General features: G+C 50.1%; 17 protein-coding genes. 7 read left to right on the top strand and 10 right to left on the bottom strand.

Annotated features, from left to right (window positions below):
• The first annotated feature begins 30 nt into the window (after positions 1-30).
• From ACYVF1_RS19265 to ACYVF1_RS19255, 3 genes are all read left to right on the top strand, one after another.
• Positions 31-1,242, top strand: coding sequence for an imelysin family protein (locus ACYVF1_RS19265; protein WP_461081809.1), 1,212 nt, complete (start codon positions 31-33; stop codon positions 1,240-1,242).
• A gap of 123 nt (positions 1,243-1,365) precedes the next feature.
• Positions 1,366-2,715 (top strand): HTTM domain-containing protein, encoded by a 1,350-nt coding sequence (locus ACYVF1_RS19260; protein ID WP_461081807.1) that lies wholly within the window; start codon positions 1,366-1,368, stop codon positions 2,713-2,715.
• On the top strand, positions 2,693-5,128 hold the full coding sequence (locus ACYVF1_RS19255; RefSeq protein ID WP_461081805.1) for a TonB-dependent receptor domain-containing protein: 2,436 nt from the start codon (positions 2,693-2,695) through the stop codon (positions 5,126-5,128). Before ACYVF1_RS19260 ends, ACYVF1_RS19255 begins: the two co-directional genes overlap by 23 nt.
• Positions 5,129-5,350: 222 nt before the next feature.
• Here ACYVF1_RS19255 and ACYVF1_RS19250 read toward each other — a convergent pair whose 3' ends face one another.
• The 8 genes from ACYVF1_RS19250 to ACYVF1_RS19215 all read right to left on the bottom strand — a co-directional run bounded on the left by ACYVF1_RS19250 (position 5,351) and on the right by ACYVF1_RS19215 (position 15,081).
• Positions 5,351-7,000 carry a SulP family inorganic anion transporter gene (locus tag ACYVF1_RS19250; protein ID WP_461081803.1) on the bottom strand — a complete coding sequence of 550 codons (1,650 nt, stop codon included), beginning with the start codon at positions 6,998-7,000 and terminating at the stop codon, positions 5,351-5,353.
• Positions 7,001-7,202: 202 nt separating this feature from the next.
• Entirely contained in the window at positions 7,203-7,493 is a 291-nt protein-coding gene (locus ACYVF1_RS19245; RefSeq protein ID WP_461081801.1) for a hypothetical protein, read from the bottom strand.
• A gap of 130 nt (positions 7,494-7,623) precedes the next feature.
• The gene (locus ACYVF1_RS19240; protein WP_461081799.1) at positions 7,624-8,991 is read right to left on the bottom strand and encodes a HAMP domain-containing sensor histidine kinase; all 1,368 of its coding nucleotides are present in this window, start codon (positions 8,989-8,991) and stop codon (positions 7,624-7,626) included.
• A 2-nt stretch (positions 8,992-8,993) separates the two neighbouring features.
• Positions 8,994-9,677 carry a response regulator transcription factor gene (locus ACYVF1_RS19235; protein WP_461081797.1) on the bottom strand — a complete coding sequence of 228 codons (684 nt, stop codon included), beginning with the start codon at positions 9,675-9,677 and terminating at the stop codon, positions 8,994-8,996.
• Between the two features lie 168 nt (positions 9,678-9,845).
• Complete coding sequence (locus ACYVF1_RS19230; RefSeq protein ID WP_461081795.1) at positions 9,846-10,907, bottom strand: cytochrome-c peroxidase; 1,062 nt, start codon at positions 10,905-10,907, stop codon at positions 9,846-9,848.
• An 81-nt stretch (positions 10,908-10,988) separates the two neighbouring features.
• Entirely contained in the window at positions 10,989-12,203 is a 1,215-nt protein-coding gene (locus ACYVF1_RS19225; protein ID WP_461081793.1) for an exo-alpha-sialidase, read from the bottom strand.
• 44 nt (positions 12,204-12,247) lie between these two features.
• The gene (locus ACYVF1_RS19220) at positions 12,248-14,560 is read right to left on the bottom strand and encodes a TonB-dependent receptor (RefSeq protein WP_461082304.1); all 2,313 of its coding nucleotides are present in this window, start codon (positions 14,558-14,560) and stop codon (positions 12,248-12,250) included.
• A 143-nt stretch (positions 14,561-14,703) separates the two neighbouring features.
• Positions 14,704-15,081, bottom strand: a complete 378-nt coding sequence (locus ACYVF1_RS19215) for a hypothetical protein (protein WP_461081791.1) — start codon at positions 15,079-15,081, stop codon at positions 14,704-14,706.
• A gap of 190 nt (positions 15,082-15,271) precedes the next feature.
• Between ACYVF1_RS19215 and ACYVF1_RS19210 the strand changes: the two genes are divergently transcribed.
• Positions 15,272-15,730, top strand: coding sequence for a hypothetical protein (locus ACYVF1_RS19210; RefSeq protein ID WP_461081789.1), 459 nt, complete (start codon positions 15,272-15,274; stop codon positions 15,728-15,730).
• A 38-nt stretch (positions 15,731-15,768) separates the two neighbouring features.
• Here ACYVF1_RS19210 and ACYVF1_RS19205 read toward each other — a convergent pair whose 3' ends face one another.
• Entirely contained in the window at positions 15,769-16,623 is an 855-nt protein-coding gene (locus tag ACYVF1_RS19205) for a hypothetical protein (protein ID WP_461081787.1), read from the bottom strand.
• Between the two features lie 87 nt (positions 16,624-16,710).
• Between ACYVF1_RS19205 and ACYVF1_RS19200 the strand changes: the two genes are divergently transcribed.
• The 3 genes from ACYVF1_RS19200 (at position 16,711) to ACYVF1_RS19190 (ending at position 20,006) form a co-directional block, all read left to right on the top strand.
• Positions 16,711-18,297, top strand: coding sequence for an McrB family protein (locus ACYVF1_RS19200; RefSeq protein WP_461081785.1), 1,587 nt, complete (start codon positions 16,711-16,713; stop codon positions 18,295-18,297).
• 41 nt (positions 18,298-18,338) lie between these two features.
• Positions 18,339-19,370, top strand: a complete 1,032-nt coding sequence (locus ACYVF1_RS19195; protein WP_461081783.1) for a galactitol-1-phosphate 5-dehydrogenase — start codon at positions 18,339-18,341, stop codon at positions 19,368-19,370.
• 102 nt (positions 19,371-19,472) lie between these two features.
• A complete protein-coding gene (locus ACYVF1_RS19190; RefSeq protein WP_461081781.1) occupies positions 19,473-20,006 on the top strand; it encodes a CAP domain-containing protein in 534 nt (177 codons plus the stop codon).
• Positions 20,007-20,008: 2 nt separating this feature from the next.
• Here the strand turns inward: ACYVF1_RS19190 and ACYVF1_RS19185 are convergent, their stop codons facing one another.
• Positions 20,009-21,502 carry a hypothetical protein gene (locus ACYVF1_RS19185; protein WP_461081779.1) on the bottom strand — a complete coding sequence of 498 codons (1,494 nt, stop codon included), beginning with the start codon at positions 21,500-21,502 and terminating at the stop codon, positions 20,009-20,011.
• Positions 21,503-21,585: the final 83 nt, after the last annotated feature.

The following is a 21,585-nucleotide window of genomic DNA, read 5'->3' as shown; positions in this document are numbered from 1 at the left end:
TTGTCTGCCGTTTTCGGTCATCTGTTGCTGATGCATTCACAGCAGATGACCGAAAACGGCAAACGCATTTATATCATGAATCAGCTCAGGTGGAAAAAAATCGGGTTTATGTGTGCGGTTGTAGGCACGTTATGGGCCTGTGGTGGCAGTGGCGGCACCGATACGCCGACACCAACTAACCCGACGACCCCAACCGACCAAGCAACGTCGGACCGGAAGGCCATGCTCACCAACATTGCCGACAATATCATTTTGCCCAGCTACGCCAACTTCAAAACCAAGTTCGATGCGATGCTGACAAAATCACAGGCTTTTACCGCCAAACCTGATAAAACCACACTCGCCGAGTTTCGCCAGGCCTGGGCCGATGCTTACGTAGAATGGCAAAAAGTTGAACTCTTCGACGTTGGCCCGGCCGAGCAGTATACACTACGTAACTTCTTCAATATTTATCCGGCCGACGTAGCAGGTATCGAATCGTACGTAGCGGCCGGCACGGGCACGTTCGACGTACCAGCTTCCTATCCCAAACAAGGTTTTCCGGCTTTGGATTACCTGCTCAACGGCCTCGGCTCGACCGACGACGCGATTCTGGCCAAGTACACAACCGCATCTGATGCCGCCAAACGTATTGCTTACATCACCCGTCTGGCAACCCAGATGAATGCAGTTTTCAACACGGTCAACGTAGCGTGGACGGCTAATGGCTACCGCGATACGTTCATCAACTGCACGGCTCTCAACGCGGGCTGTTCGACGTCGAAACTGGTCAATGGCTACGTACTGAATTACGAACGGTACATCCGGTCGGGAAAATTCGGTATTCCGTCGGGGGCCATGACCAACGGTACGGCAGCACCTGATAAAGTGGAAGGTTACTACAAAAAAGATCTTTCGCTCGCTCTGGCCAAGGCCGCGCACCAGGCTTCAGTAGACTTTTTCAACGGGAAAAACGTGAAAACCGGGCAGGAGGGTCCGGGTTTGAAAACGTATCTGAATTCGTTGGGTGCCAAAGACACGAGCACTGGTACGTCGCTTACCGAAACGATCAGCAAGCAATTCGACGCAATCACGCAGCAACTCAACACGCTGAAACCCAATCTGTATGATGAAGTCAAGGCCAACAACACAGCGATGGTTCAGACCTACACGCAGATGCAGAAAATTATTCGGATGCTCAAAGTCGATATGACCACCGCCATGAGCATTACGATTACCTACACCGATAACGACGGGGATTAAAGGTAGGGCCGTAGGTAGGCCCCGACAGGCTCCGGCTGTCGGAGTCGCGATAGCGGCTATCACAATAGCTACAACACAACCGACAGCCGGAGCCTGTCGGGGCCTACCTAACGACGTTCGTTCATGCAGGCTTATTTCAGTAAGACCACTTCAGCCGCTCCGCTAGCCGTTTTCAGAATCCTGTTCGGGCTGATGCTGCTGGGTAGTACGTTACGGTTCTGGAGCAAAGGCTGGATTGAGGAGCTGTATATCAGGCCGCACTATTTTTTTTCGTTCTACGGTTTCGAATTCGTCAAACCGCTGGGACAATATACCTACGTTCTCTTCGCCATTTGCGGAATATCGGCTCTGCTAGTGGCGATTGGACTTTTCTATCGGCTGGCTGCGGTGAGTCTTTTTCTGAGCTTCACCTACATCGAACTCATCGACAAAAGCACGTACCTGAATCATTATTATTTCACGAGTCTGGTTTGTCTGCTGCTCATTTTTCTACCTGCTCACGCTTATTTTTCCGTAGACGCCTATCGCCGACGCAGCCTGATTGCCGACCAGATTCCGGCCTGGTGCCTCGATTCGTTACGTTTGTTTGTTACGTTGCTCTACGTCTTTGCAGGACTCGCCAAACTCAACAGCGATTGGCTGCTGCAAGCGCTGCCGCTACGTATCTGGTTACCAGCCCATAACGACCTTCCGGGGGTGGGTTTCCTGTTTAATTATCGCTGGATAGCCTACGCATTTAGCTGGTTTGGCTGTGTATACGATCTGACCATCCCGTTTCTACTCTGGTATCGTCCGACGCGCCCCTGGGCATACGTAACGGTGGTTGTTTTTCACGGATTGACGGCCATTCTGTTCCCGATTGGTATGTTTCCGTACATTATGATCGTAACGGCGCTCATCTTTTTTTCGGCTCATTTTCACCAGACGATCATTCGGCAACTAAGTCGGTTGCTATCTGTTTCGGGTACGTTCCTGCTACCACGGCGAACGTATCAGTACAGTCCAATAGCAACAAAGTTTATTCTAAGCTTTCTGGGTATTTTCTTTGTGGCTCAGTTGCTGATTCCGCTACGTTACCTGCTTTATCCGGGCGAGCTTTTCTGGACGGAACAGGGCTATCGGTTCTCATGGCGGGTGATGCTCATGGAGAAAGCGGGATACGCGCAGTTTACGGTCAAGGATAACGCCGGTAATCGGGTAATTGTCAACAACAATGATTTCCTGACAACTTTGCAGGAAAAAATGATGTCGACCCAGCCGGATATGCTTCTGCAATACGCTCATTTTCTGCGCGATCACTACGCCCGACATGGTTTTCAGCGACCGCAGGTATATGTCGATTCCTACGTAGCGCTGAATGGTAGAATGGGAAAACCACTTGTCGATCCGAATACAAATCTGGCTAACGAACAGGAATCGTTCCAGCCAAAAGCATGGATAACTCCACTCAATGATACGATTTACGGTTTTTAATTTTTTTACGTTGCTGCTGATTTTCTGTGGGATCAACCGCCGTTCATTTGCGCAACACCAGCTTTCAGGAACGATACGGGCCCGGCAGGATAGCGTAGCCGTAAAAGGCTGCACGGTCTACTTGAACAATGGCCGACGTAGTGTTCAAACGGATAGTTTGGGGGAATTCGTTTTCGATAACCTGCCCAATGGCCACTACGTATTGCAAACCGCTAGCCCTGATTTTAAAGCTTCAAAACAGAACGCGAACATCAACGGACAAAATGAGGACGTAACGATTTGGCTGGCAGGCCGCCTGGAAACGCTGTCGGAAGTGACCGTTACAGATCGTCAATCCGACTTCGGTTTTACCCGGATGCGGGGCGTTGAAAACATGGGAATTTATGAGGGTAAGAAATCCGAAGTAATTATCCCAGAGCAACTTGTCGCTAATTTATCGACGAATAACGCCCGCCAGATTTACGCCAGGGTGGCTGGCCTGAACATTTGGGAAAACGAAGGCGCAGGACTTCAATTAAGCATTGGCGGGCGTGGTCTCGACCCAAATCGAAGCTCGAATTTCAACGTGCGGCAGAATGGCTACGACATTAGTGCCGACGCGTTGGGTTATCCCGAAAGCTACTATACCCCACCCATCGAAGCCGTGGGGCGGATTCAGATTGTGCGTGGGGCCGCTTCGCTGCAATACGGCACGCAATTTGGCGGATTGCTCAATTTCGTGATGAAAAAGCCCGTTACTGACCGAAAATTTGAGTTGACCGCCCGGCAAACAATTGGCTCATTCGGATTTTATAACGCGTTCACCAGCGCCAGCGGAACCGTGGGTAAGTTGAGCTATTACACTTATTTTCAGTACAAAAAAGGTGGTGGCTGGCGACCCAACTCCAACTTTACCAACTACACTGCCTTTGCCGACATTGATTATCATTTTTCGGAGAAAACAACGCTCGGCTTCGATATAACGCAGATGAGCTATCTGGCCCAGCAGCCGGGCGGCCTTACCGACGAAATGTTTCGCGCTGACCCACGCCAGAGTAATCGCGAACGGAACTGGTTTAAGGTAAATTGGACCATGCCCGCGCTTCACTTCGATCATAAATTCAACGCCACTAACGAGTTCAATCTGAGACTGTTTGGTTTATACGCGTACCGATATTCGCTCGGGTTCCGACCCAACCGCGTGGCCAGTGTGGATGATAACAGCGAGCGCGATTTGATCAAGGGCGATTTTCAGAACTGGGGTACCGAAGCGCGTTATCTAAAGCGGTATTACGTAGCGAAAAAGCAGGCAATTTTGTTAGTGGGCGGGCGCTATTACCACGGCTACAATCATAGTATTCAGGGGTTGGGAAGCACGGGTAAAGACGCCGATTTTACCTTTATCGACAATGAGCAGGCTATTCAATCCGACTACCAGTTTCCGAATCGGAACGTAGCACTGTTTGCGGAAAACATTCTCTACGTCGGTGATAAGCTGTCGATTACGCCGGGCCTTCGGTACGAGTACATTCATACCACGGCCGACGGTTTTTACGGTACCATCACCCGCGATCTGGCCGGAAATATTCTCAGTTCGGTACGTACCAATGAACAACGTACCAACAATCGACAGTTTGTGCTGGCGGGTCTGGGAATTAGTTACAAACCGGCTGCTACGTTGGATATTTACGGAAATCTGTCGCAGAATTACCGCTCCATTACGTTCAGCGACATGCGCATTGCCAACCCGTCGATGGTGATCGACCCGAATTTGCAGGATGAAAAAGGCTATTCGCTGGATTTGGGCATACGTAGCACGCAAACTACGCTGTACAATTTCGATGTCAGCGCGTTTTATCTCAATTACAACAACCGCATCGGTGAGGTGCAGTTTTACGATCAGAACGACCGCGTGCTACGTCGCCGGGGCAACATCGGGCAGGCCATCATTATGGGCCTTGAATCTTACGCCGAAGGTGATTTTCTACGGATAGCCAATCCGCAAAATCCGAACCTGAGTGGGGTCGTGTTTGCCAACGTAGCGCTGATACGTTCGAAATATAATGCCAGCGAAGTGGCGGGTGTGGTGGGTAACCAGGTGGAATTTGTGCCGAATGTGAACCTGAAAAGCGGGTTACGCTTAGGATACAAAAACTTGAAAGCATCTTTCCAGTACACCTATCTCTCCGATCAGTTTTCGGATGCAACCAATGCTCGGGATGGGGGTGTTTCAGCAGTCATTGGCCTGATTCCGGCCTACGCCATCATGGACGCCAGTCTGTCGTATCAGTTCAGTCGGTTTCGGCTCGAAGGTAGCCTGAACAATCTGGCCAACCGCGCTTATTTCACCCGCCGAGCCACCGGCTATCCCGGTCCCGGTATTCTTCCTTCCGACGGACGTAGCGTTTATGTGACGTTGCAGGTGAAAATTTAAAGCTGCGCGACTAAAAACTAATCCCGCCATTCTGAAATTTCATTTCAGAATGGCGGGATTAACGTGATCCGGAATTAGATTTAGTTTTTCAGTGAGTTGAGTAAACCACGATGTTTTGTTAAACTTTAGACGAACTGGTTACCATGCACTACGCGGCCACGACTAATTCCGGATTCACGTTAATGACTTATTCAATCATTAGCTAGTTTCTAACCTAGCGTTTTACCCTTCTACCGACGTAGTACGTATCCCCCGTAAACCAACTTTTGCGGTTTTATGCCGATACGTATTAAATAACTCTTTCGAGGTATAAATCGGTGCCTGATCAGTAGCGGGGCCGGGCAGAAAAATAAGTTCGATGTTACGTTGCTTGGCCGAAATGCCGAAGTTCTGAATGGCCAGTACTACGTCGCTATCAATATAGGAGGAGTTACTTCCGTCGATTTCCAGAATCGAATTGTCGGGCACGCTCTTCAGCAGTTTCATCAGCTTAGCCTTACTCAGGAACGATACGTGGTCGCCCAGACTCACGTGAATGCGCTTAATGTCACTATCCCATTCCGTACGAACGCGGTGTGTGTTGAGGTAGTGATCGCGCAGGATGAAGAACACGCCCGTTACCATGCCGATACCGATGCCCGTTAGCAGGTCGGTCATCACAACGGCGATTACCGTTACAACGAACGGAATAAACCGGGCCGGACCTTCGGCAAACGTCGTTTTGAACACGTCGATGCGGGCCAGTCTATAACCCGTCACCAGCAGAATAGACGCCAGACTTGCCCACGGCATTTTGTTCAGCAGCGTCGGCAACGTAATGACGCATACCAGCAGCAACGTACCGTGAATCAGTGCGGCCAGTTTGGTACGTGCCCCGGCGTTGATACTCACCGAACTACGCACAATTACCGATGTCAGCGGAATACCGCCGATCATACCACTTATGAAATTACCGACGCCCTGCGCTTTCAACTCGTGATTGGCCGGTGTTTTCCGTTTTAACGGGTCAAGTTCATCCGAGGCCTCAATCGCCAGCAACGCTTCAAGACTGGCAACCAGGGCAATAGACACCGCCGATGTGTAGACAAGCGGGTTGTTCCACTGCGAAAAATCGGGAAAGGTAAATAGCTGGAAGAAAGCCGCTACGTTCTCAGGAACGGGCAACTGCACCAGGTGATTTCCAGAGAGGGCGCGTTCGGGTAGTAACAGTTTCACCAGTTCGTTGATGCAGATGCCTAAAACGACGACAACCAATGCCGCTGGTACGTTCTTCACGATGGCCTTCTGCTTAAACGAAGGTTGTTCCCAGATAAAAAATATGGTCAGCGATACCACCGTAATCACTACGGCAATCAGGCTAAACTGGCCCATCGCCATACGTAGTTGTTCGCCGAGGTTAAAGCCATCGGGTTGGAAAAGGGCTAGCCCTTCGGCTGCGTCGGCATCATAGCCAACCAGGTGTGGTAACTGCTTTATAATGAGCATGACACCAATACCAGCCAGCATCCCTTTTATTACCGACGACGGGAAGAAATTACTGATCATGCCCGCCCGCGCAAAGCCTAATCCAATCTGAATGAGCCCGGCAATACAGGTAGCCAGCAGAAAAGCTGGAAACGAACCCAGCGCCTGAATCGCACTCAACGTAACAACAATAAGTCCGGCTTCTGGACCTGAAATACTCAGCGCAGATCGGCTAACCAGACCAACTACCAGACCGCCGACGATACCGGCAATAATACCCGCAAAGAGCGGTGCACCGGAAGCCAGCGCGATACCCAGGCACAAAGGCACTGCTACCAGAAACGAGATAGCCCCGCCCCGGAAATCACCCATGCGACTGTTTATATCAATCGGTTGAGAAACGTTCATTTTTGTGTTCATGTCAATAGTTCGTTGTATTCGTTGAGTAATTGGTTTATGTATGATGTAGAATATGTGTAATATGCTGTCAGTTAAATATTTATATAACATGCATCCTACTTCATACATCTATTTGTGCCTGCTGCAACCGTATCAGTCCAACCTCACAGCCTCACAGGTTTTAACCCGAGTTTGCAGCAGGGCTTAATACCTATAAATCCTGAGATGTTGGAAGTTGCTGATTCGCAGACGACTGGCGTGTCGAGAGCTTGTCGGCTGCGTTGGTTTTCAGTTTCTGCAGGCGCTGTTCCAGTCGAATCGTTTCTTTATAGAGTGAGTCAGCGCGCTGGCTTTCCAGCTTATACTGCGTTCGGTAGGCTAGTTTATTCTGGCGATTATCGAAATACAGGTTGAAGGCGATACAACCAAAAACAAAACCCCAGATTGTCAGCCAGTTTACGTACCTACTGCTTTTGCCGTATTTGTTCTTATCGATATTCATAGTTCAGAACAGTTGAGTGTGACACAGGTTGCGTCTACTAGGCAACAAAGTTCTGAAACGCAAGCACGTCGTTAATTAAGCGCTCGTTAGAAGGCAATGAGAAGGTAATTAGAAGTTGATTAGAAATCGATTAGAACGACTTGGGCAGTCGTACGGTAAACGTAGTCCCCTTGTCGAGCGCAGAGTCCACACTGATCTGTCCGTGGTGTAGCTGGACGATACGATACGTTAGCGGTAGTCCCACGCCATGCCCCTGAATACGTTTTACGTTTTGCGCCCGGAAAAATGGCTCGTAAATACTTTTAATATCGCCTTCGGCAATCCCGATGCCTTCGTCGCGGAACGCTACGGTAATCCACTTCGCAGAAGCGCCGAGCGTTACGTTCACCTGCTTGTTGGGCGAAAATTTGCAGCCATTTTCCATCAGGTTAAAAAAGGCCGAATACAGCAGTGATTTGTTGCCTGCTACGTTCAACGACGAATGAACTTTTTCCATTTCGCCCTCGAAAGCAAAAATTACCTTGTATTCGTTCTGGTGACTCATCAGCATCTGGGCGGCCTGGTAAATTACTTCGTCAATTGCCACCTCGCTGAATTTCAATGGAGTAGCTTCCAGGCTTACCTGGGTTAGATTGAGCAGGTTGTTGGTGAGCTTGTTCATTCGCTGGATAACGTCCAGGGCAGCTCTCCATTTGGCCTCGTGTTCTTCTACGGTACGTCGTTTTAGAAGGGTTACTTCAATCTGGCCCGTGATGATTGTGAGCGGAGTACGTAATTCGTGCGAGGCATTCGCCACAAAATTTCGCTGTACCTCAAAAGCTTCCTGCACCCGGTCGAGCATGAGGTTGAACGTACGGGCCAGTTGGGCAATCTCATCGTGGTCATTTCCGGCCGTTAGACGCTGATTTAAATTCGACGCCGTAATCAGGTCAACTTCGCGAATTACATTCGAAATCGGACGTAGCGACCGACCGGCATACGCCCAGCCCACCATGCCTACCAGTGCCAGGCTGAACACCAATCCGCCCACCAAAATGGTACTTAAATGGCCTATCTCTTCAATGCCATACTGGTCGTAGGCCGAGGCCACCAGTACGTATTCCTGCTCGTTATGTGTATAGATAAACCCCACAATCTCAGCCTGATTCTGCCGCAGGAAAATCTCTCTCTTTTGGCGAATCCGCTTTATAATGTCGGTCCCGACAATAGAGCTGGATTGCGTTGAATACACCATTTTACCCTGCTGATCATAGATATTGATTTGCTCTTTGGGCAAGGCAGTGAGGTTGTTTCGCTCAATAATGCGCAGCAGGCGCGTGTCGATTTCTTCCTCGTCCAGATAAAGCCGGGCGATGGTTTTCGCTTTGTCGCTTAGCCGAAGGTAAAAATCCCGCTGACGGAAGTATTCGGCCGTAGCGAAGACCACCAGCGAAAACAGCAGTAAAATGGCCGCCACGACCCCTACAAACGTGAACGACAGGCGTGTACGTATTCTCATAGCTACTGTTCAGAAGCCTGCATGATGTAGCCAATGCCGCTGATGGTATGAATAAGTTTGAGCGGAAAATCTTTATCAATTTTTCGGCGCAGGTAATTCACATATACATCCACTACGTTGGTTCCAGTGTCGAAATTAAGATCCCAGACCTGCTCCATGATTTCGCTACGTGTTAGCGCCCGGTTCTGGTTTTTCATGAAAAACTCAAGCAGAGCAAGTTCGCGCGCTGTCAGCAGAATTTTCTGATTACCACGCTTTACGGCTTTACTTTGCTGGTTTAATTCGAGGTCGGCAATTTTTAAGATGGGCGCTTCAGTTACTACGTGTCCATTCCGTCGGTTGAGCGCCCGCAGCCGGGCTACCAGTTCCCGAAACTCGAAGGGTTTTACCAGATAATCATCGGCTCCCGCGTCGAAACCTTCCAGTTTATTATCGGTGCTGCCAAACGCCGTCAGCATCAGAATGGATAATGATTCGTATTTGGTACGTATCATCCGGCACAGATCGAAGCCGCTGATGATCGGCAGATTTACGTCCAGAATAGCCGTATCGTACTCGTGCTGGGCGAGTTGCTGATGAGCTTCCATTGCGTTTCCGGCAATGTCGACAGTGAAATCGTATTCTTCCAGCCCACTTTTTATCAGCGAAGCCACTTCCCATTCATCCTCAACAAGTAAAATGCGCATAGTGAAGCTGATAGCGATTGATCGGCAAGAATCGTTACGTGCCAAACATCAAAGATAAACGGAGGAGTTATAAAGTGGTAAAGTTGTAGGGTTATAAAGTACGGAGTTGGGCCAATCTGTTGTTCCGGTTCACCGACAGGACTGTCGTAACTCAATAGCTCCGCAACTTTATAACTTCTCTCTGCGATCCAAGCCTTCTTTTTCCGCAAATCGGCAGTCCTGCAGAAACGAATCGTCGGTTAGGGTACGCAAAAAAGCGACGATGTCGGTCTGTTCTTTAGGCGTGAGCGAAATGCCGAGGATACCCGTTTCACGGTCTTTTTTCAGCAGATAATCCAGCGTTTCGCCGTGCTCGACTCCCGTATAATGCGCCACGACTTCCTCCAGCGTAGCAAATCGACCGTCGTGCATGTAAGGTGCCGTTACGGCTACGTTGCGCAACGTCGGTACTTTAAACTTGTACCGATCGTCGTTATTTAACGTAATACCGTACTGGCCCTGATCGTCGTTCTGCGTTTTAGGAAGGCCCGTATTTCGAAACGAAAAGTCGGTAAATAATGGCTCTGGATGGCAGCCGCTGCACTTTCGTTCTACCAGAATCCAGCCCGCCCGCTCCGACGGGGTGAACGTAGCGCCTTCGTGGCGTACCGCCCGATCGTAGCGCGAATTGGCCGACACCATCGTGAGCATAAACTGCGACAGCGCTTTCAAAAACCGATCATTGGTGATGTCAGGGCTACCAAACGCCTTGGTAAATAGCACTGGATACGGACGCTTTTTGCGGAGCTTCTCCAGAATATTCGGCATCGACTCATTCATTTCGGCCTCATTCTGAATGGGTACCATCGGGAATTGATCCAGATCGTGTACGCTGCCATCCCACCCAAAATGACTCGACCAGGCCAGATTGACCAACGGCATGGCGTTACGTTTGGTTGGTAAAGCGTTGATGCCGCGACTCAGCGCCTGACCAGACTGGGTAAAGCCCGATGCCTGCTGGTGGCAACTGCCGCAGCTGATGGTATTGTCTTTCGAAAGGAGGGCGTCGTAAAACAGGGTTCGGCCCAGTTCGATTCCGGCTTCGGTCAGCGGGTTTTTTTCAAATGGATAGACAGGAGCCGGAAAATGAGGTGGTACGTTGAAAAGGAGCGCTTTCTGATTGGCTGCAAAGAAAACCGCCATTACCAATATCGTAACCGACGTAACGAGTATCGTAATTTTCAACTTCATGAGTTCCAACCATCAATTCATCACCAAACCAGAAGAACGCATTTCACGAGCCGACTCGGCTCCAAAATGTCTGTTAAATTACTAAAAGGTCTCGATCCGACGTACCACAATAACTGGTTTCTGATTTTCCGGGGCCTGTTCGTAGGCCATCAGAAACCCTTTTTTCGTCGCAACAATAGTCGGATACGTAGCATTAACGCTTTCTGACGTAACGTATTTTGTCGGGCTGATCGTCTTTCCGTCCAGCACACGCATGCCGATACGTTGCACAAACGACCCCATTTCGCCAGAACCATCTTTCGAAACCGACTCATCCCAAAGCCAGATCAACCGCCCAGCAACAGTTACGATCTGCGGATGTTTCGCCCGATTGGTCATCACGCCATCAACAAGTTTTGTTACACCAGGTTGAGCCAGTCGAATGCCAGCAGCGCCTTCCTTTCCTGAAAACCAGGTCATTACTACGTTATTATTCAACGTAGCAACGGAAGGCCCGGCGTGGGGACAGGCATTTACCTGCCAATTATCCGCAAATACTACATTCGGTTTACTGAATGTTTGTCCGCCATTGGTCGATACGGACGTACTGATGTCGCGCGAAGCCACTACACCTGCTTTTCCGGATGGTAGCAAATCGCGGTACGTAATGTGAATCCGTTTTTGGGAATCAATAAAGAGGTTGGTCCGGCAGCACTGACAGGCGTTATCATCGACTTGTACGGCAGCACCAAAACCTTTTCCCTTGCTCGTCTGCGCAAACACAACAGGTCGCCCTTCCCGATTCGGTAATTTTTCGTCGAGCCAGACTGCCCCGATTTCGCCGTTGGGCAAACGTATCACATCGCTAAACGAATGGCTTTTTCCGGGTGTAGCGTCCTGATGAATGGGTTTAGGTTCCATCCAGGTTTTGCCCTCGTCGGTAGACATTGTGTAGAGCAGGTCACCGGCAAACCGTGAGGCTTCCGTGGGGCGAGGTACTTCAAAAACAGCCAGCAACGTACCATCGGCCTTCACTGCAATTTTGGGCATTCCTTCGGCATGAGCCGACAGATTCGAGGGGGCTTTCACCCGGATTTTTTCGCCAAACGTTTGTCCGTCATCGGTCGATACGGCGTAGTAAAACGAGCCTCCTTTTTCGCTGTCTGTCTCGACCCAACTCAGCAGTGGATTTCCGGCTGCATCCGTCGTCAAACGCGGCACGGCACCCGTGTTGTTTGAGTTAGAAATTGGCGTTTCAGCAGACGGCTGGATGTTCGTAAGCCAGATTAATAGTGGAAGTAATAAGGTGTATATCATGATTATGATGTTTTAATAGAACCACCCGGTAGTATTGAATGAGATTATTTGCCTGAGAACTCGTATTGAATGCCGAACACAAACGTGCACGGTGCCGCCGGGGTGTAGGTTGTCCGATCGGTGGCGTTGTTGCCACGTGTCGCGTTTGTGGCAAAGAGGGCGTTTGTTACGTTCAGTACGTTGGTAAATACCTCAATGCCTCTCCACTGATACCCCATCCGGACATTTGCGAAATCATACCCGCCGTAGCTGACCGTATTGGTCTGGTTCTGAAACCAACTTGATACGTGCTGCCACTCAACGGACGTGCGGAAGTTTTTGAACCAGCTCGGGTAATAACTGATTTCGGTGTTCCAGAGCGTTCTCGGGGCCGACGGCATATCGTTCCCGTTTACGTTCTGCACAACATCGGACGCCCGCTGGCTGAGGGTAAATTCCACAAATCGATGCACTGCGTGGGTGCCGCCAAATCGAAAAAATACCTGTTTCGACGGTCGATACGTAACGCCCAATTCAACTCCCCGGTGCAGCGTTCGCCCCGCCGACTGATAATCGAAGGAGTTGTCGGGCAGGCGAATGTTGAGCAGCTCATTAGTGCCATTCATCTGATATAGAGCCCCGTCAATGTACACTTTGTTGTTCAGCAGCGATGCCCAGCCGCCTATTTCCAGATTGTCGAATTTGGCCGGTTGCAGGTTGTAGTAGAACAGATCGCCGGTGGCCGTTGGGGTAGTCCGTTTCAGGAAAATAGAGGTGAGTGCGGGGGGCGAAAATCCTTTGGCGTAGTTGGCGTATAATCCCTTTCCGTTGCCCAAATCATACGTAGCGCCAATTTTAGGCGTCATCTGGCTATACGCTTTCCCCCCCGAACTCTTATCCAGCGCATTTGTGTAATCAAACGCCATCCGGTCGTAGCGCAAACCGGCCGATAATCGAAGTTTGGACAAAGGCTCAAAATCGTATTGCAAATAAGCGGCCGTATTGTGAATACCGGCCTGATAATTAGCCAACTGCAAATCGGGCCGCTCACGTAGCTGCGTGTATTTCAGCACCGATTTTTTATCGGGACGTAGTTCGGCCGCCAATTCGGTCTGGTACGCGTAATACGTGTTCGGCGACAGATCAAGCGTAGCACCGGCGATGAGCTTACTGTTCAGAAAACCAAACCGTTGCGTGTGCTGAGCAATGAATCCGTAGCTTTTAAAATCGTTGCTGTTAATCTGCCCGCTCGCCGTCGATGCGCCACTCGTCCAGCGTATCGAATACGTCGGATTCTGGCCAACGCTATTGTTACGTATAAAAGCCGTTATAAACGATTGCGAACCATTTTTCCAGTCGTGTTCCAGCGTCAGCCGACTACGTAGCGAGAATGTTTTTCGGTACGTAAAATCTGTCGTGCTAACGTACTGTCGGGAGAAAAAAGCTGCACTATCGACACTGCCGCTGGTTTGCGAATCGTAATTATTGTACGACAGCGTACTCGTCAGGCGGGTGCGGGACGTAACGGCGTATTCGAGTCGGGCGTAGTATGAAGATTTGGTGTAATCGGAAGCCGCCATCCACGAATCGCGCTGGCGCGACACAAAACCGCCGACGTAGATACCAAACTTTCCCTGTCGCGCACCGGCTCCCACCTGCAATCGCTGATAACCCCACTGATCGAACTGAATCCCGACCCGCGCTGTCGGAACTGCCGTCGGTCGTTGCGTAATAAAATTGACGGCCCCGCCCACGGCTTCCGGTCCGTAAATCGACGAAACCGGCCCTTTCACCACTTCGATGGAACTGACCGTAAACTGGTTCATTTCGAGCAGGGCGTTATGGTTGAAAACACCCATCGGCCGAACCGGAACACCGTCTTCTAAATAAAGAAAATAAGCGTTGGTGGTCATCGGCTGACGTATCGCCATCATATGCTGCTCGTTGTTCAGGTTGACCATCAGCACACCCGGCGTTTTGTTGATGACCTCGTAAATACTCGTCGGCTTTGTTTCGTTGATGAGTTTCGGCGACAGTTTGGAGATCGCAATGGGCGTTTCGGTACGTAGCGCGGCTTCGCGATTGCCCGTAACGACCACCGTTTGCAGATCTTCAACTGCCGGTTCGAGCGCGATACGTAGCGGCTGATCAGCCTGAATCGTTGCGTTCTGGGTTCTGTAACCAACGGCGGAAATCGTTAGTTGAGACGGAGCGCCTGCTAACGAAAAACGACCGTTTACGTCGGTAATAGCACCAGTTTTTCCACCCGACCAGCTCAGGGTTACACCGGGAAGAGGTTCTTTGGTTTGTGCATCGAACACCAGTCCCTGTGCGGGTGTCTGGGCGTATGCACAGAGGGTAATCGCAGCCCATAACATTATGGCTGTGAACAATATAGAGAATTTCACTAAGGAGATAGTTTAAGTCAAGATGTAAATGCGACTAGTGCTCTCAGCCACTGACAAGCGGTGAGAATCAGCACGTTTCAGCCGGCGAATGATATGCCGTCCGACGAATTAACTTAAACCTGAGGAGGGTGAAAAAGGCCCAGAAGCGGGGCCGAATAATTGGGGAAACGATACGTTGGTAACTGTGCCAGTTGTTGGATCATCCAGACCGAGGAGAACTGAAAAGGCTGTTCGACCTCGCAAAACAGGTGGATTACGGGGCTGTTCTGCACCCGTTCGGTGGTTTCTTTATCCTGTTTATCCTGCTGGGCTTTCAGACGCTTGGCCAGATAACATTGACCGTCGCAATGCAGATCAGGCCGATTCCGGTTCTGACAAAGTACGCGAGCAATATAATCCCGGTTGGCATGATAATACGCAATCGTTCCCCACTGGCTGACCGTTGGCAGCAGTGTTGCAACAAGCAGAACGTAAAGGAGCGCAGTTTTCATGACCCGACAAAGGTAGATTGAAATACGTATCGTTTGTGCAACCAACGCATAATTTCACGATCAATCATCCAGGGGGGCGCTACGTATCACTCATTACGTACAAAGCAAAATCTGAGCCGATGCGACGTAGCTTTTTAAAACTTTGCAACTCCTTTGCAGAAACTTATCTTTACTCGAAAGACATTTATCTATGCGCTACGTTATTTTTTCTGCTTTACTAATCGGGCTGGTGGCTTGTTCTGGAAAATCAGATGCCGATAAAGCCGTTCTGGAAGAAGCGGCTCGTTATCACAACGAAGCCACGGAAGTTCAGGAGCAATTGGAGCCGATGATCGACCAGATTGATTCGGTAAAAACGCTGCTTGCCGCCAAGACCACGCCCGAAGCGAAAGCAACGACGCAATCACTCGATAGTCTGAAAACGGCCTTTGAGCAGTGGGAAGAAAATTTGGTGGAGGTTCCGGGCATGAAGCATGAGCACCATGAACACGGCGAAGGTGAACACCACCATCATCACCACAACAATAACGACGCGAAGGATATGCCTGCCGACCAGATGCGCGATTTTCAGCGTGAGTATCTGGCCAACATCAAACTCATGCAGCAACAAACGCAGCGGGCCATGGAGCGGGCGAAAAAGCTGATGTAATGCCCTTTTTACCGATTAATCTTTTTACAACGAGGTAATTACAAACACAAATACCCAAACGTTTGCCGGTTGTTTTTGGTGATGGGCGTCGTGGTTCCGGTGAGGTAAAGCAGGACTGTTTGCTCCTGGCTAACAACTTTACTGTTGGCGTCGTAAATCGGCTTGAACGTCGATGATTCAATCATTGTCCGATTGTTGCTGCTGACGTTATAAAGCTTCTGAGTAACAGGAATGTTGACATGCCAGAAACGGCCGGGTTTAGCCTCAACCGCCTGACTGAGTGCAACTAACGTCAGGAGTGGCCGCTCTGTCAGGTGCGTGTAGGGCGACGGCTTCTGATCGAACGTATACTCTACCTCCTGTTCGGCCACCACGCCACCGGCCAGCACAGATTTACTTCGCTCGTTGATCAGATTTCCTGAATTATCATAGGTGAACGTATAAGTACGCTCCGTTGCCGATGAGCTAGGTGGCAGTATCTGTCGATTTTCAGTGATACGTGTCAGATTGCCCGTCGGCGCATAGTCCATGCTAAACATAGACTGCACTTTGCCGTTTCGGGTAAACGTAGCACTGCTGGGCAACGTAGCAGAACCGTAGGCTAGGGAAATTACATCCATCCCGCTTGTGGCTCTGGTTACTACGTTGTTATTGTACTCAACCTGGAACGTGGAAGTACTATATTTTGACTGTTCCGTAAGGCTTTTCAGCGCAGTACCATTGTAGGTAAAACTCCGTATCACTTCGTCGGTGAGGCTCCCGCTGGTTTCGACCAGTTGGTCAGTAGTGCTGGTCAATTGGCAGACCGGCGTGAACACGGGCTCGTCTTTCGGCTGACAGGCGAAAAAAATGACGGGTACTAGGAGGAAGTTCAGACGTAACAGAAGTTTCATAATCGTTGGTAAAGCAGTGGGTGAACGTACTGGCTAATCTACTAATTAACGATGAAAAATTGTAAATTTGTAGGGTACAACTTTCGTATGTTAATCGAAACTAATCAGCAGCTTCTCCTCGAACGCATCCGCGACATTGGCCATCCTGAAGCTGTCCGGCGCTTTTTCGGGTTGCTTAAGGAGTTGATTGACATTGTGAACCTGCCCAACGGCGATGCTCGTCTGGCGTTTACGGTACGTAAAGATCAGCGTGCTATTACGGCCAATATCAATTTTTTCTGGGCGTTACGTCTGGTGAAACCGCACCGGGGCGAACCCGAATTCTGGCTGACGGTCAAGAAATCGTGCCAGGAAGAATTACAGGTTTTCGACGAACTGGATTTCAGCACAATCAGTGAAAAGTCGTCTTACGTTGCGGCCATTATTGGACAATCGAATTCACATCTACTCTATAAACCAGCCATTCAGACCTGCTGGCACGATTGCCTGACCGAACTGGTTGAAATCGCAAAACGCGGGCCTCATTCGGCGCGGCACAATCCGGATGTGTATCGGGCGGCCGAAGATGAAGCGTATCTGAGTGAATTGATGCGCCTTGCCAGCAATCCTGAACTTGGCGAAACGCACCTGAACGGTCATTTGGTTGAAGAATCCGAATCAACGTATCAGCCCGAACCAGATCGACCGGCGCAACCGCATAATCTGATTCTGTTTGGTCCGCCGGGAACGGGCAAAACGTTCGCGCTTCAGCCGTATCTACGTAACGAAAACGCCAGCCTCATTACGTTTCATCCAGCCTACAGCTACGAAGAATTTGTAGAAGGTTTACGGCCGGAAAGCACGAACGGTCAGATTAATTACAAAATTCGAAAAGGTGTTTTTCACAGTGCCTGTCTGGCCGCGATCCGGCTGGCGGGTTATGCTACGTTGGCCGATTGCCTAAACGATACGTCGGAACACAGGCGCCAGAAATTGGCCAAAGCACCAGCGCATTACTTGTTAATCGACGAGCTAAACCGAGCGAACGTAGCAAGCGTATTTGGCGAACTCATTACGTTGCTCGAACCCGACAAACGGCTCGGTGCCGATAACGAGTTATGGCTTACATTACCCTATTCAAACGAACGATTCGGGGTGCCCGGTAATCTATACGTAGTAGGCACGATGAACACGACTGACCGATCTATCGCCTTGCTCGACATTGCGTTACGTCGGCGGTTTGCGTTTCGGGAAATGTTACCCGATACGTCGATGTTGGGCGTTATCGACGGTATTGATCTGGCGCAACTGCTACGTACCCTCAACGAACGTATTGAATGCCTGCTCGACCGCGACCACCAGATTGGTCACGCTTACCTGACGAACGTAACGACGCAGGCTGAGTTGTGCAGTGTTTTTCGCGACCGGATTATTCCACTTTTGCAGGAGTATTTTTTTAATGACTGGGCTAAAATTCAACTAGTTCTGGGCGATAATCCAGCCTGGGGAAAAGAACCGGACCAGCGTCTGATCTGGGTGAAAAAGAAGTACACGGCTTCGACCGCCAACAAACTTTTCGGCGAACTGCCTGAGATGCTGGATGAGTTGATTACGTATGAAGTCAATCCGGATTTACAGCAGGGCAATTACGATCAGATAACACCAGAGGTATTTATTCGCATTTATCAGAAATAACCCGGACAGGATGCTGGAGCGCCAGTTCAACTAAATTACGTATGAAAGCACTAGTTCTTACCGAATACAATCAGTTTGATCTTCAGGATCTTCCCCGGCCGGCCATTCGCTCAAACGAGGTATTGGTACGTGTGAAAGCCGTTGGTATTTGCGGCTCCGACGTTCACGGCATGGACGGTAGCAGCGGCCGACGGATTCCTCCCATTGTGATGGGGCACGAAGCCAGCGGAATCATCGCCGAAGTGGGTTCCGACGTGAAAAACTGGTCGACCGGAGACTGCGTTACGTTCGATTCGACGGTGTATTCGCTCGATGACTGGTACAGCCGCCGGGGGCAATATAACCTCAGTGATGGTCGCGAAGTAGTTGGTGTATCGACACCTGATTTTAAGCGGCAGGGCGCTTTTGCTGAATACGTGTCTGTGCCTCACCATATTCTATACGCCGTTCCCGACAATGTGAGTTTCACACAAGCCGCTTTGGTAGAGCCGGTTGCCGTAGCCCTTCACGCGCTTAGCCTGACGCCCATTCAGGTGAATGACTCTGCGGTGGTAGTCGGTGCGGGCATGATTGGCCTGTTTGTGATTCAGGCGCTGAAACTGGCGGGCTGCGGCATCATCATCGCCATCGATCTCGACGAGGATCGACTGGCATTGGCGCAGAAATTAGGTGCAACGCACCAAATCAATGCGGGATCAGGCGACGTAGCGAGTCAGGTGCAGGCGCTCACGCAGGGGCGCGGGGCCGACGTAGCGTTTGAAGTTGTTGGCGCTGGTCCGACCGTGAAAACGGCCATCGATTGCGTGCGGAAAGGGGCAACCGTTACGTTGGTTGGCAATCTGGCTCCAACTGTCGAAATGCCGTTGCAGTCCGTGGTAACGCGCCAGATACGTTTGCAGGGGTCCTGCGCCATCAACGGCGAGTACGAAGCTGCGCTGGCTCTGATTTCGTCGGGACGCATAAACGTCGAAGCCATTTTGAGTGCTGAGGTTCCGCTGGAAGAAGGTGCCGACTGGTTTAAGCGGCTCTATTCCAAAGAGAAAGGTCTGATCAAAGTGGTGCTGAAGCCCTAGTAGCTTACGTTCGCCAACGTATTGAGGCCAATAAGGAGTGATCTGTATCGTTAAAGAAACAGGCCATTTTTTATTGGCCTATTTTTTGGCTCTGATAATCGCATGAATCTAAAACGTATCGGATTGATCGCTTGCCTATTACCTACGCTGGCTTTGCCGATTACAATCAATCCCAGTTTCGGTAATCGGTCTGTTTTCCGCTCAAGCCGACAAAATCCGGTTTTAAAACAGGAGGTCAACAACATTTTCTCGGCTACCAACAACGCACGAGTGGCTAAAGGCAGACCGGCGCTCCAGCAGGATGCCAAATTGATGAAGGCGGCCCAACAATACGCCGAACTAATGGCCTCTCGAGAGGAAATGTCCCATACGCTTGGTGGGCTTACCCTGCTTGATAAAGCTCAAAAAGTAGGGTACTCCTTCCGAACGCTGAGTGAAAATATTGCTACCAATACGGATTTGGATGGCCAGTTTGTGGTCGATGAGCAGTGGATGAAATCCAAGGGGCATCGCAAAAATTTACTGGCGGATGACGTAACTCAGATTGGGATAGGCGTTGCTGGCCCCGGCACTCGCACGAAACGGTATTACTACTGTCAGATTTTCGGCGCTCCTTTAACGGGCCGTGTTCGCTGAAGCTATCTGTCCGCCAAAACGGCCATCAGCGCTTCGTTATCCAGTACCCCTCGCGGCCCGTGCGTTTCAAAATACGTTACTGATTCTGCCCCAGCCTTACGTAGCATGTCAAGACTAATCCGCGTCCACTCGGCAGCAAACTCAGAATTTTGTCGGAGGTCAGCGAGGGGAGTATAACCGAATCGATTTGCTGGTAGAGCCGGATTAAATCGGGGGAACAACGTAATAGGTGATACGTGGACAGGTTTATGACCAGTCAGATGTTTTGCCGTCTGGACAACGTCGAAATGGGCAGCTGCGTTTTCCAGAATAGTTTGATTATCAATCGCGTGGGCTTGAGGGTGAGCCGCAAACGTGACAAAATCGACCCGCTCAAACTGAAACGGATTTCGGTTAAATTCCGCAAAATTGGCGTCCGTTCCCCCGCCAATCCGAACGTCGGGCAGGTTGTTCCGTATGATAGGAGCCAGCTCAGTCAACAGCGCGTCAGACGTAGTATGATTGCTTAGATCAAACAGTGACAGACTTTGAACGCCGATACGTTCTGTTACTATAAACGCCAGAAAATCACGCAGTTTTGCTGGGGCATCCTGCTCAAAAAACAAAGCCAGTTCGAGCGGTACGTTTAGCAATTCAGCATCCAGCCAGGCGTTTTGAAGATAAGTCGGCCAGTCAGGATTACCGAAAAAAACATCGGCCCGCAGATGAGAAAGGTCCAGCTTTTTCAAACGGTTGGCTTCGTCGATAGTCAAAAGCGGCCCGTCGAGCCGATGGCCTAAACCTACCTTTATTTTCGATTTTGCTACGTCTTCTTCAACTGGTGAATTGCCAGCTGAAACGTATTTATCGGAAAGTTTAACCGGTTGAAAGCGAACAACTTGTTCAATAACTGTACCTGCTTGGACGGTTACTGGAATAGGGATTGATAGCGGAGTGGAGTACGTTTTAAACGACGCGTCTGTCCAGTTACGTTGATCTTCCGTTTCAAATACATCGCCCGAAAAATCGAGCTGCAACGTATCGCCAAGAGCTGTTTCCCATCGCATAGTCTGGATGTTCAGAAACGGCTGATGAGGAATGATGAATTTCGGAAAATGGCTTGACACTTGAGCTCCATCAGGACTCGTAATCTGGCAAGGCTGACCCGTAGTTGCCACAAGCGGATGCAGAATACACAGCCCAATTCGATTTCGCTGGAACGTATTGATTGCTTCGGCCCGGAATGCTACGTCGACGGAACCATCTGCTTCGCCCGTGATGCGCATGTGCCCTTTCACCTGCATGCCAAGGTCGTGGGCAAACCAGTCGTAATCAATCTGGAACGTATCATCTTGCTGGTCAATACGTTCATTGCTGATACGTGTCGAAGCCGTATCCCATTTGGAGTCGCGGAGAGCGAAATAAATCATCCGTAAAAGCTCGCGGGAGCCTACCGAAAATGTCCGCAAAAAACCGTTTTCATAGTGAACAGTAACGGGGCCAGCTTTCAGTTGCATAGAAAATTAAGTTTGTAGTCGATGGCATTTGTTGAGGTTAGCTACTCTATAAATTTCAGAATCAGCCTGCTAACTGAAGCGTA

The organism is Spirosoma flavus (genome assembly GCF_054778555.1).
This window is presented reverse-complemented; position numbering and strand designations above follow the sequence as displayed.

Excerpts from the sequence above, each read along its gene's own strand:
- ACYVF1_RS19195 (WP_461081783.1), top strand. The coding sequence starts at position 18,339 with ATGAAAGCACTAGTTCTTACCGAATACAATCAGTTTGATCTTCAGGAT.
- ACYVF1_RS19205 (WP_461081787.1), bottom strand. The coding sequence starts at position 16,623 with ATGAAACTTCTGTTACGTCTGAACTTCCTCCTAGTACCCGTCATTTTT.
- ACYVF1_RS19215 (WP_461081791.1), bottom strand. The coding sequence starts at position 15,081 with ATGAAAACTGCGCTCCTTTACGTTCTGCTTGTTGCAACACTGCTGCCA.
- ACYVF1_RS19185 (WP_461081779.1), bottom strand. The coding sequence starts at position 21,502 with ATGCAACTGAAAGCTGGCCCCGTTACTGTTCACTATGAAAACGGTTTT.
- ACYVF1_RS19225 (WP_461081793.1), bottom strand. The coding sequence starts at position 12,203 with ATGATATACACCTTATTACTTCCACTATTAATCTGGCTTACGAACATC.
- ACYVF1_RS19250 (WP_461081803.1), bottom strand. The coding sequence starts at position 7,000 with ATGAACGTTTCTCAACCGATTGATATAAACAGTCGCATGGGTGATTTC.
- ACYVF1_RS19210 (WP_461081789.1), top strand. The coding sequence starts at position 15,272 with ATGCGCTACGTTATTTTTTCTGCTTTACTAATCGGGCTGGTGGCTTGT.
- ACYVF1_RS19230 (WP_461081795.1), bottom strand. The coding sequence starts at position 10,907 with ATGAAGTTGAAAATTACGATACTCGTTACGTCGGTTACGATATTGGTA.
- ACYVF1_RS19240 (WP_461081799.1), bottom strand. The coding sequence starts at position 8,991 with ATGAGAATACGTACACGCCTGTCGTTCACGTTTGTAGGGGTCGTGGCG.
- ACYVF1_RS19220 (WP_461082304.1), bottom strand. The coding sequence starts at position 14,560 with ATGTTATGGGCTGCGATTACCCTCTGTGCATACGCCCAGACACCCGCA.
- ACYVF1_RS19235 (WP_461081797.1), bottom strand. The coding sequence starts at position 9,677 with ATGCGCATTTTACTTGTTGAGGATGAATGGGAAGTGGCTTCGCTGATA.
- ACYVF1_RS19190 (WP_461081781.1), top strand. The coding sequence starts at position 19,473 with ATGAATCTAAAACGTATCGGATTGATCGCTTGCCTATTACCTACGCTG.
- ACYVF1_RS19255 (WP_461081805.1), top strand. The coding sequence starts at position 2,693 with ATGATACGATTTACGGTTTTTAATTTTTTTACGTTGCTGCTGATTTTC.
- ACYVF1_RS19260 (WP_461081807.1), top strand. The coding sequence starts at position 1,366 with ATGCAGGCTTATTTCAGTAAGACCACTTCAGCCGCTCCGCTAGCCGTT.
- ACYVF1_RS19265 (WP_461081809.1), top strand. The coding sequence starts at position 31 with ATGCATTCACAGCAGATGACCGAAAACGGCAAACGCATTTATATCATG.
- ACYVF1_RS19200 (WP_461081785.1), top strand. The coding sequence starts at position 16,711 with ATGTTAATCGAAACTAATCAGCAGCTTCTCCTCGAACGCATCCGCGAC.
- ACYVF1_RS19245 (WP_461081801.1), bottom strand. The coding sequence starts at position 7,493 with ATGAATATCGATAAGAACAAATACGGCAAAAGCAGTAGGTACGTAAAC.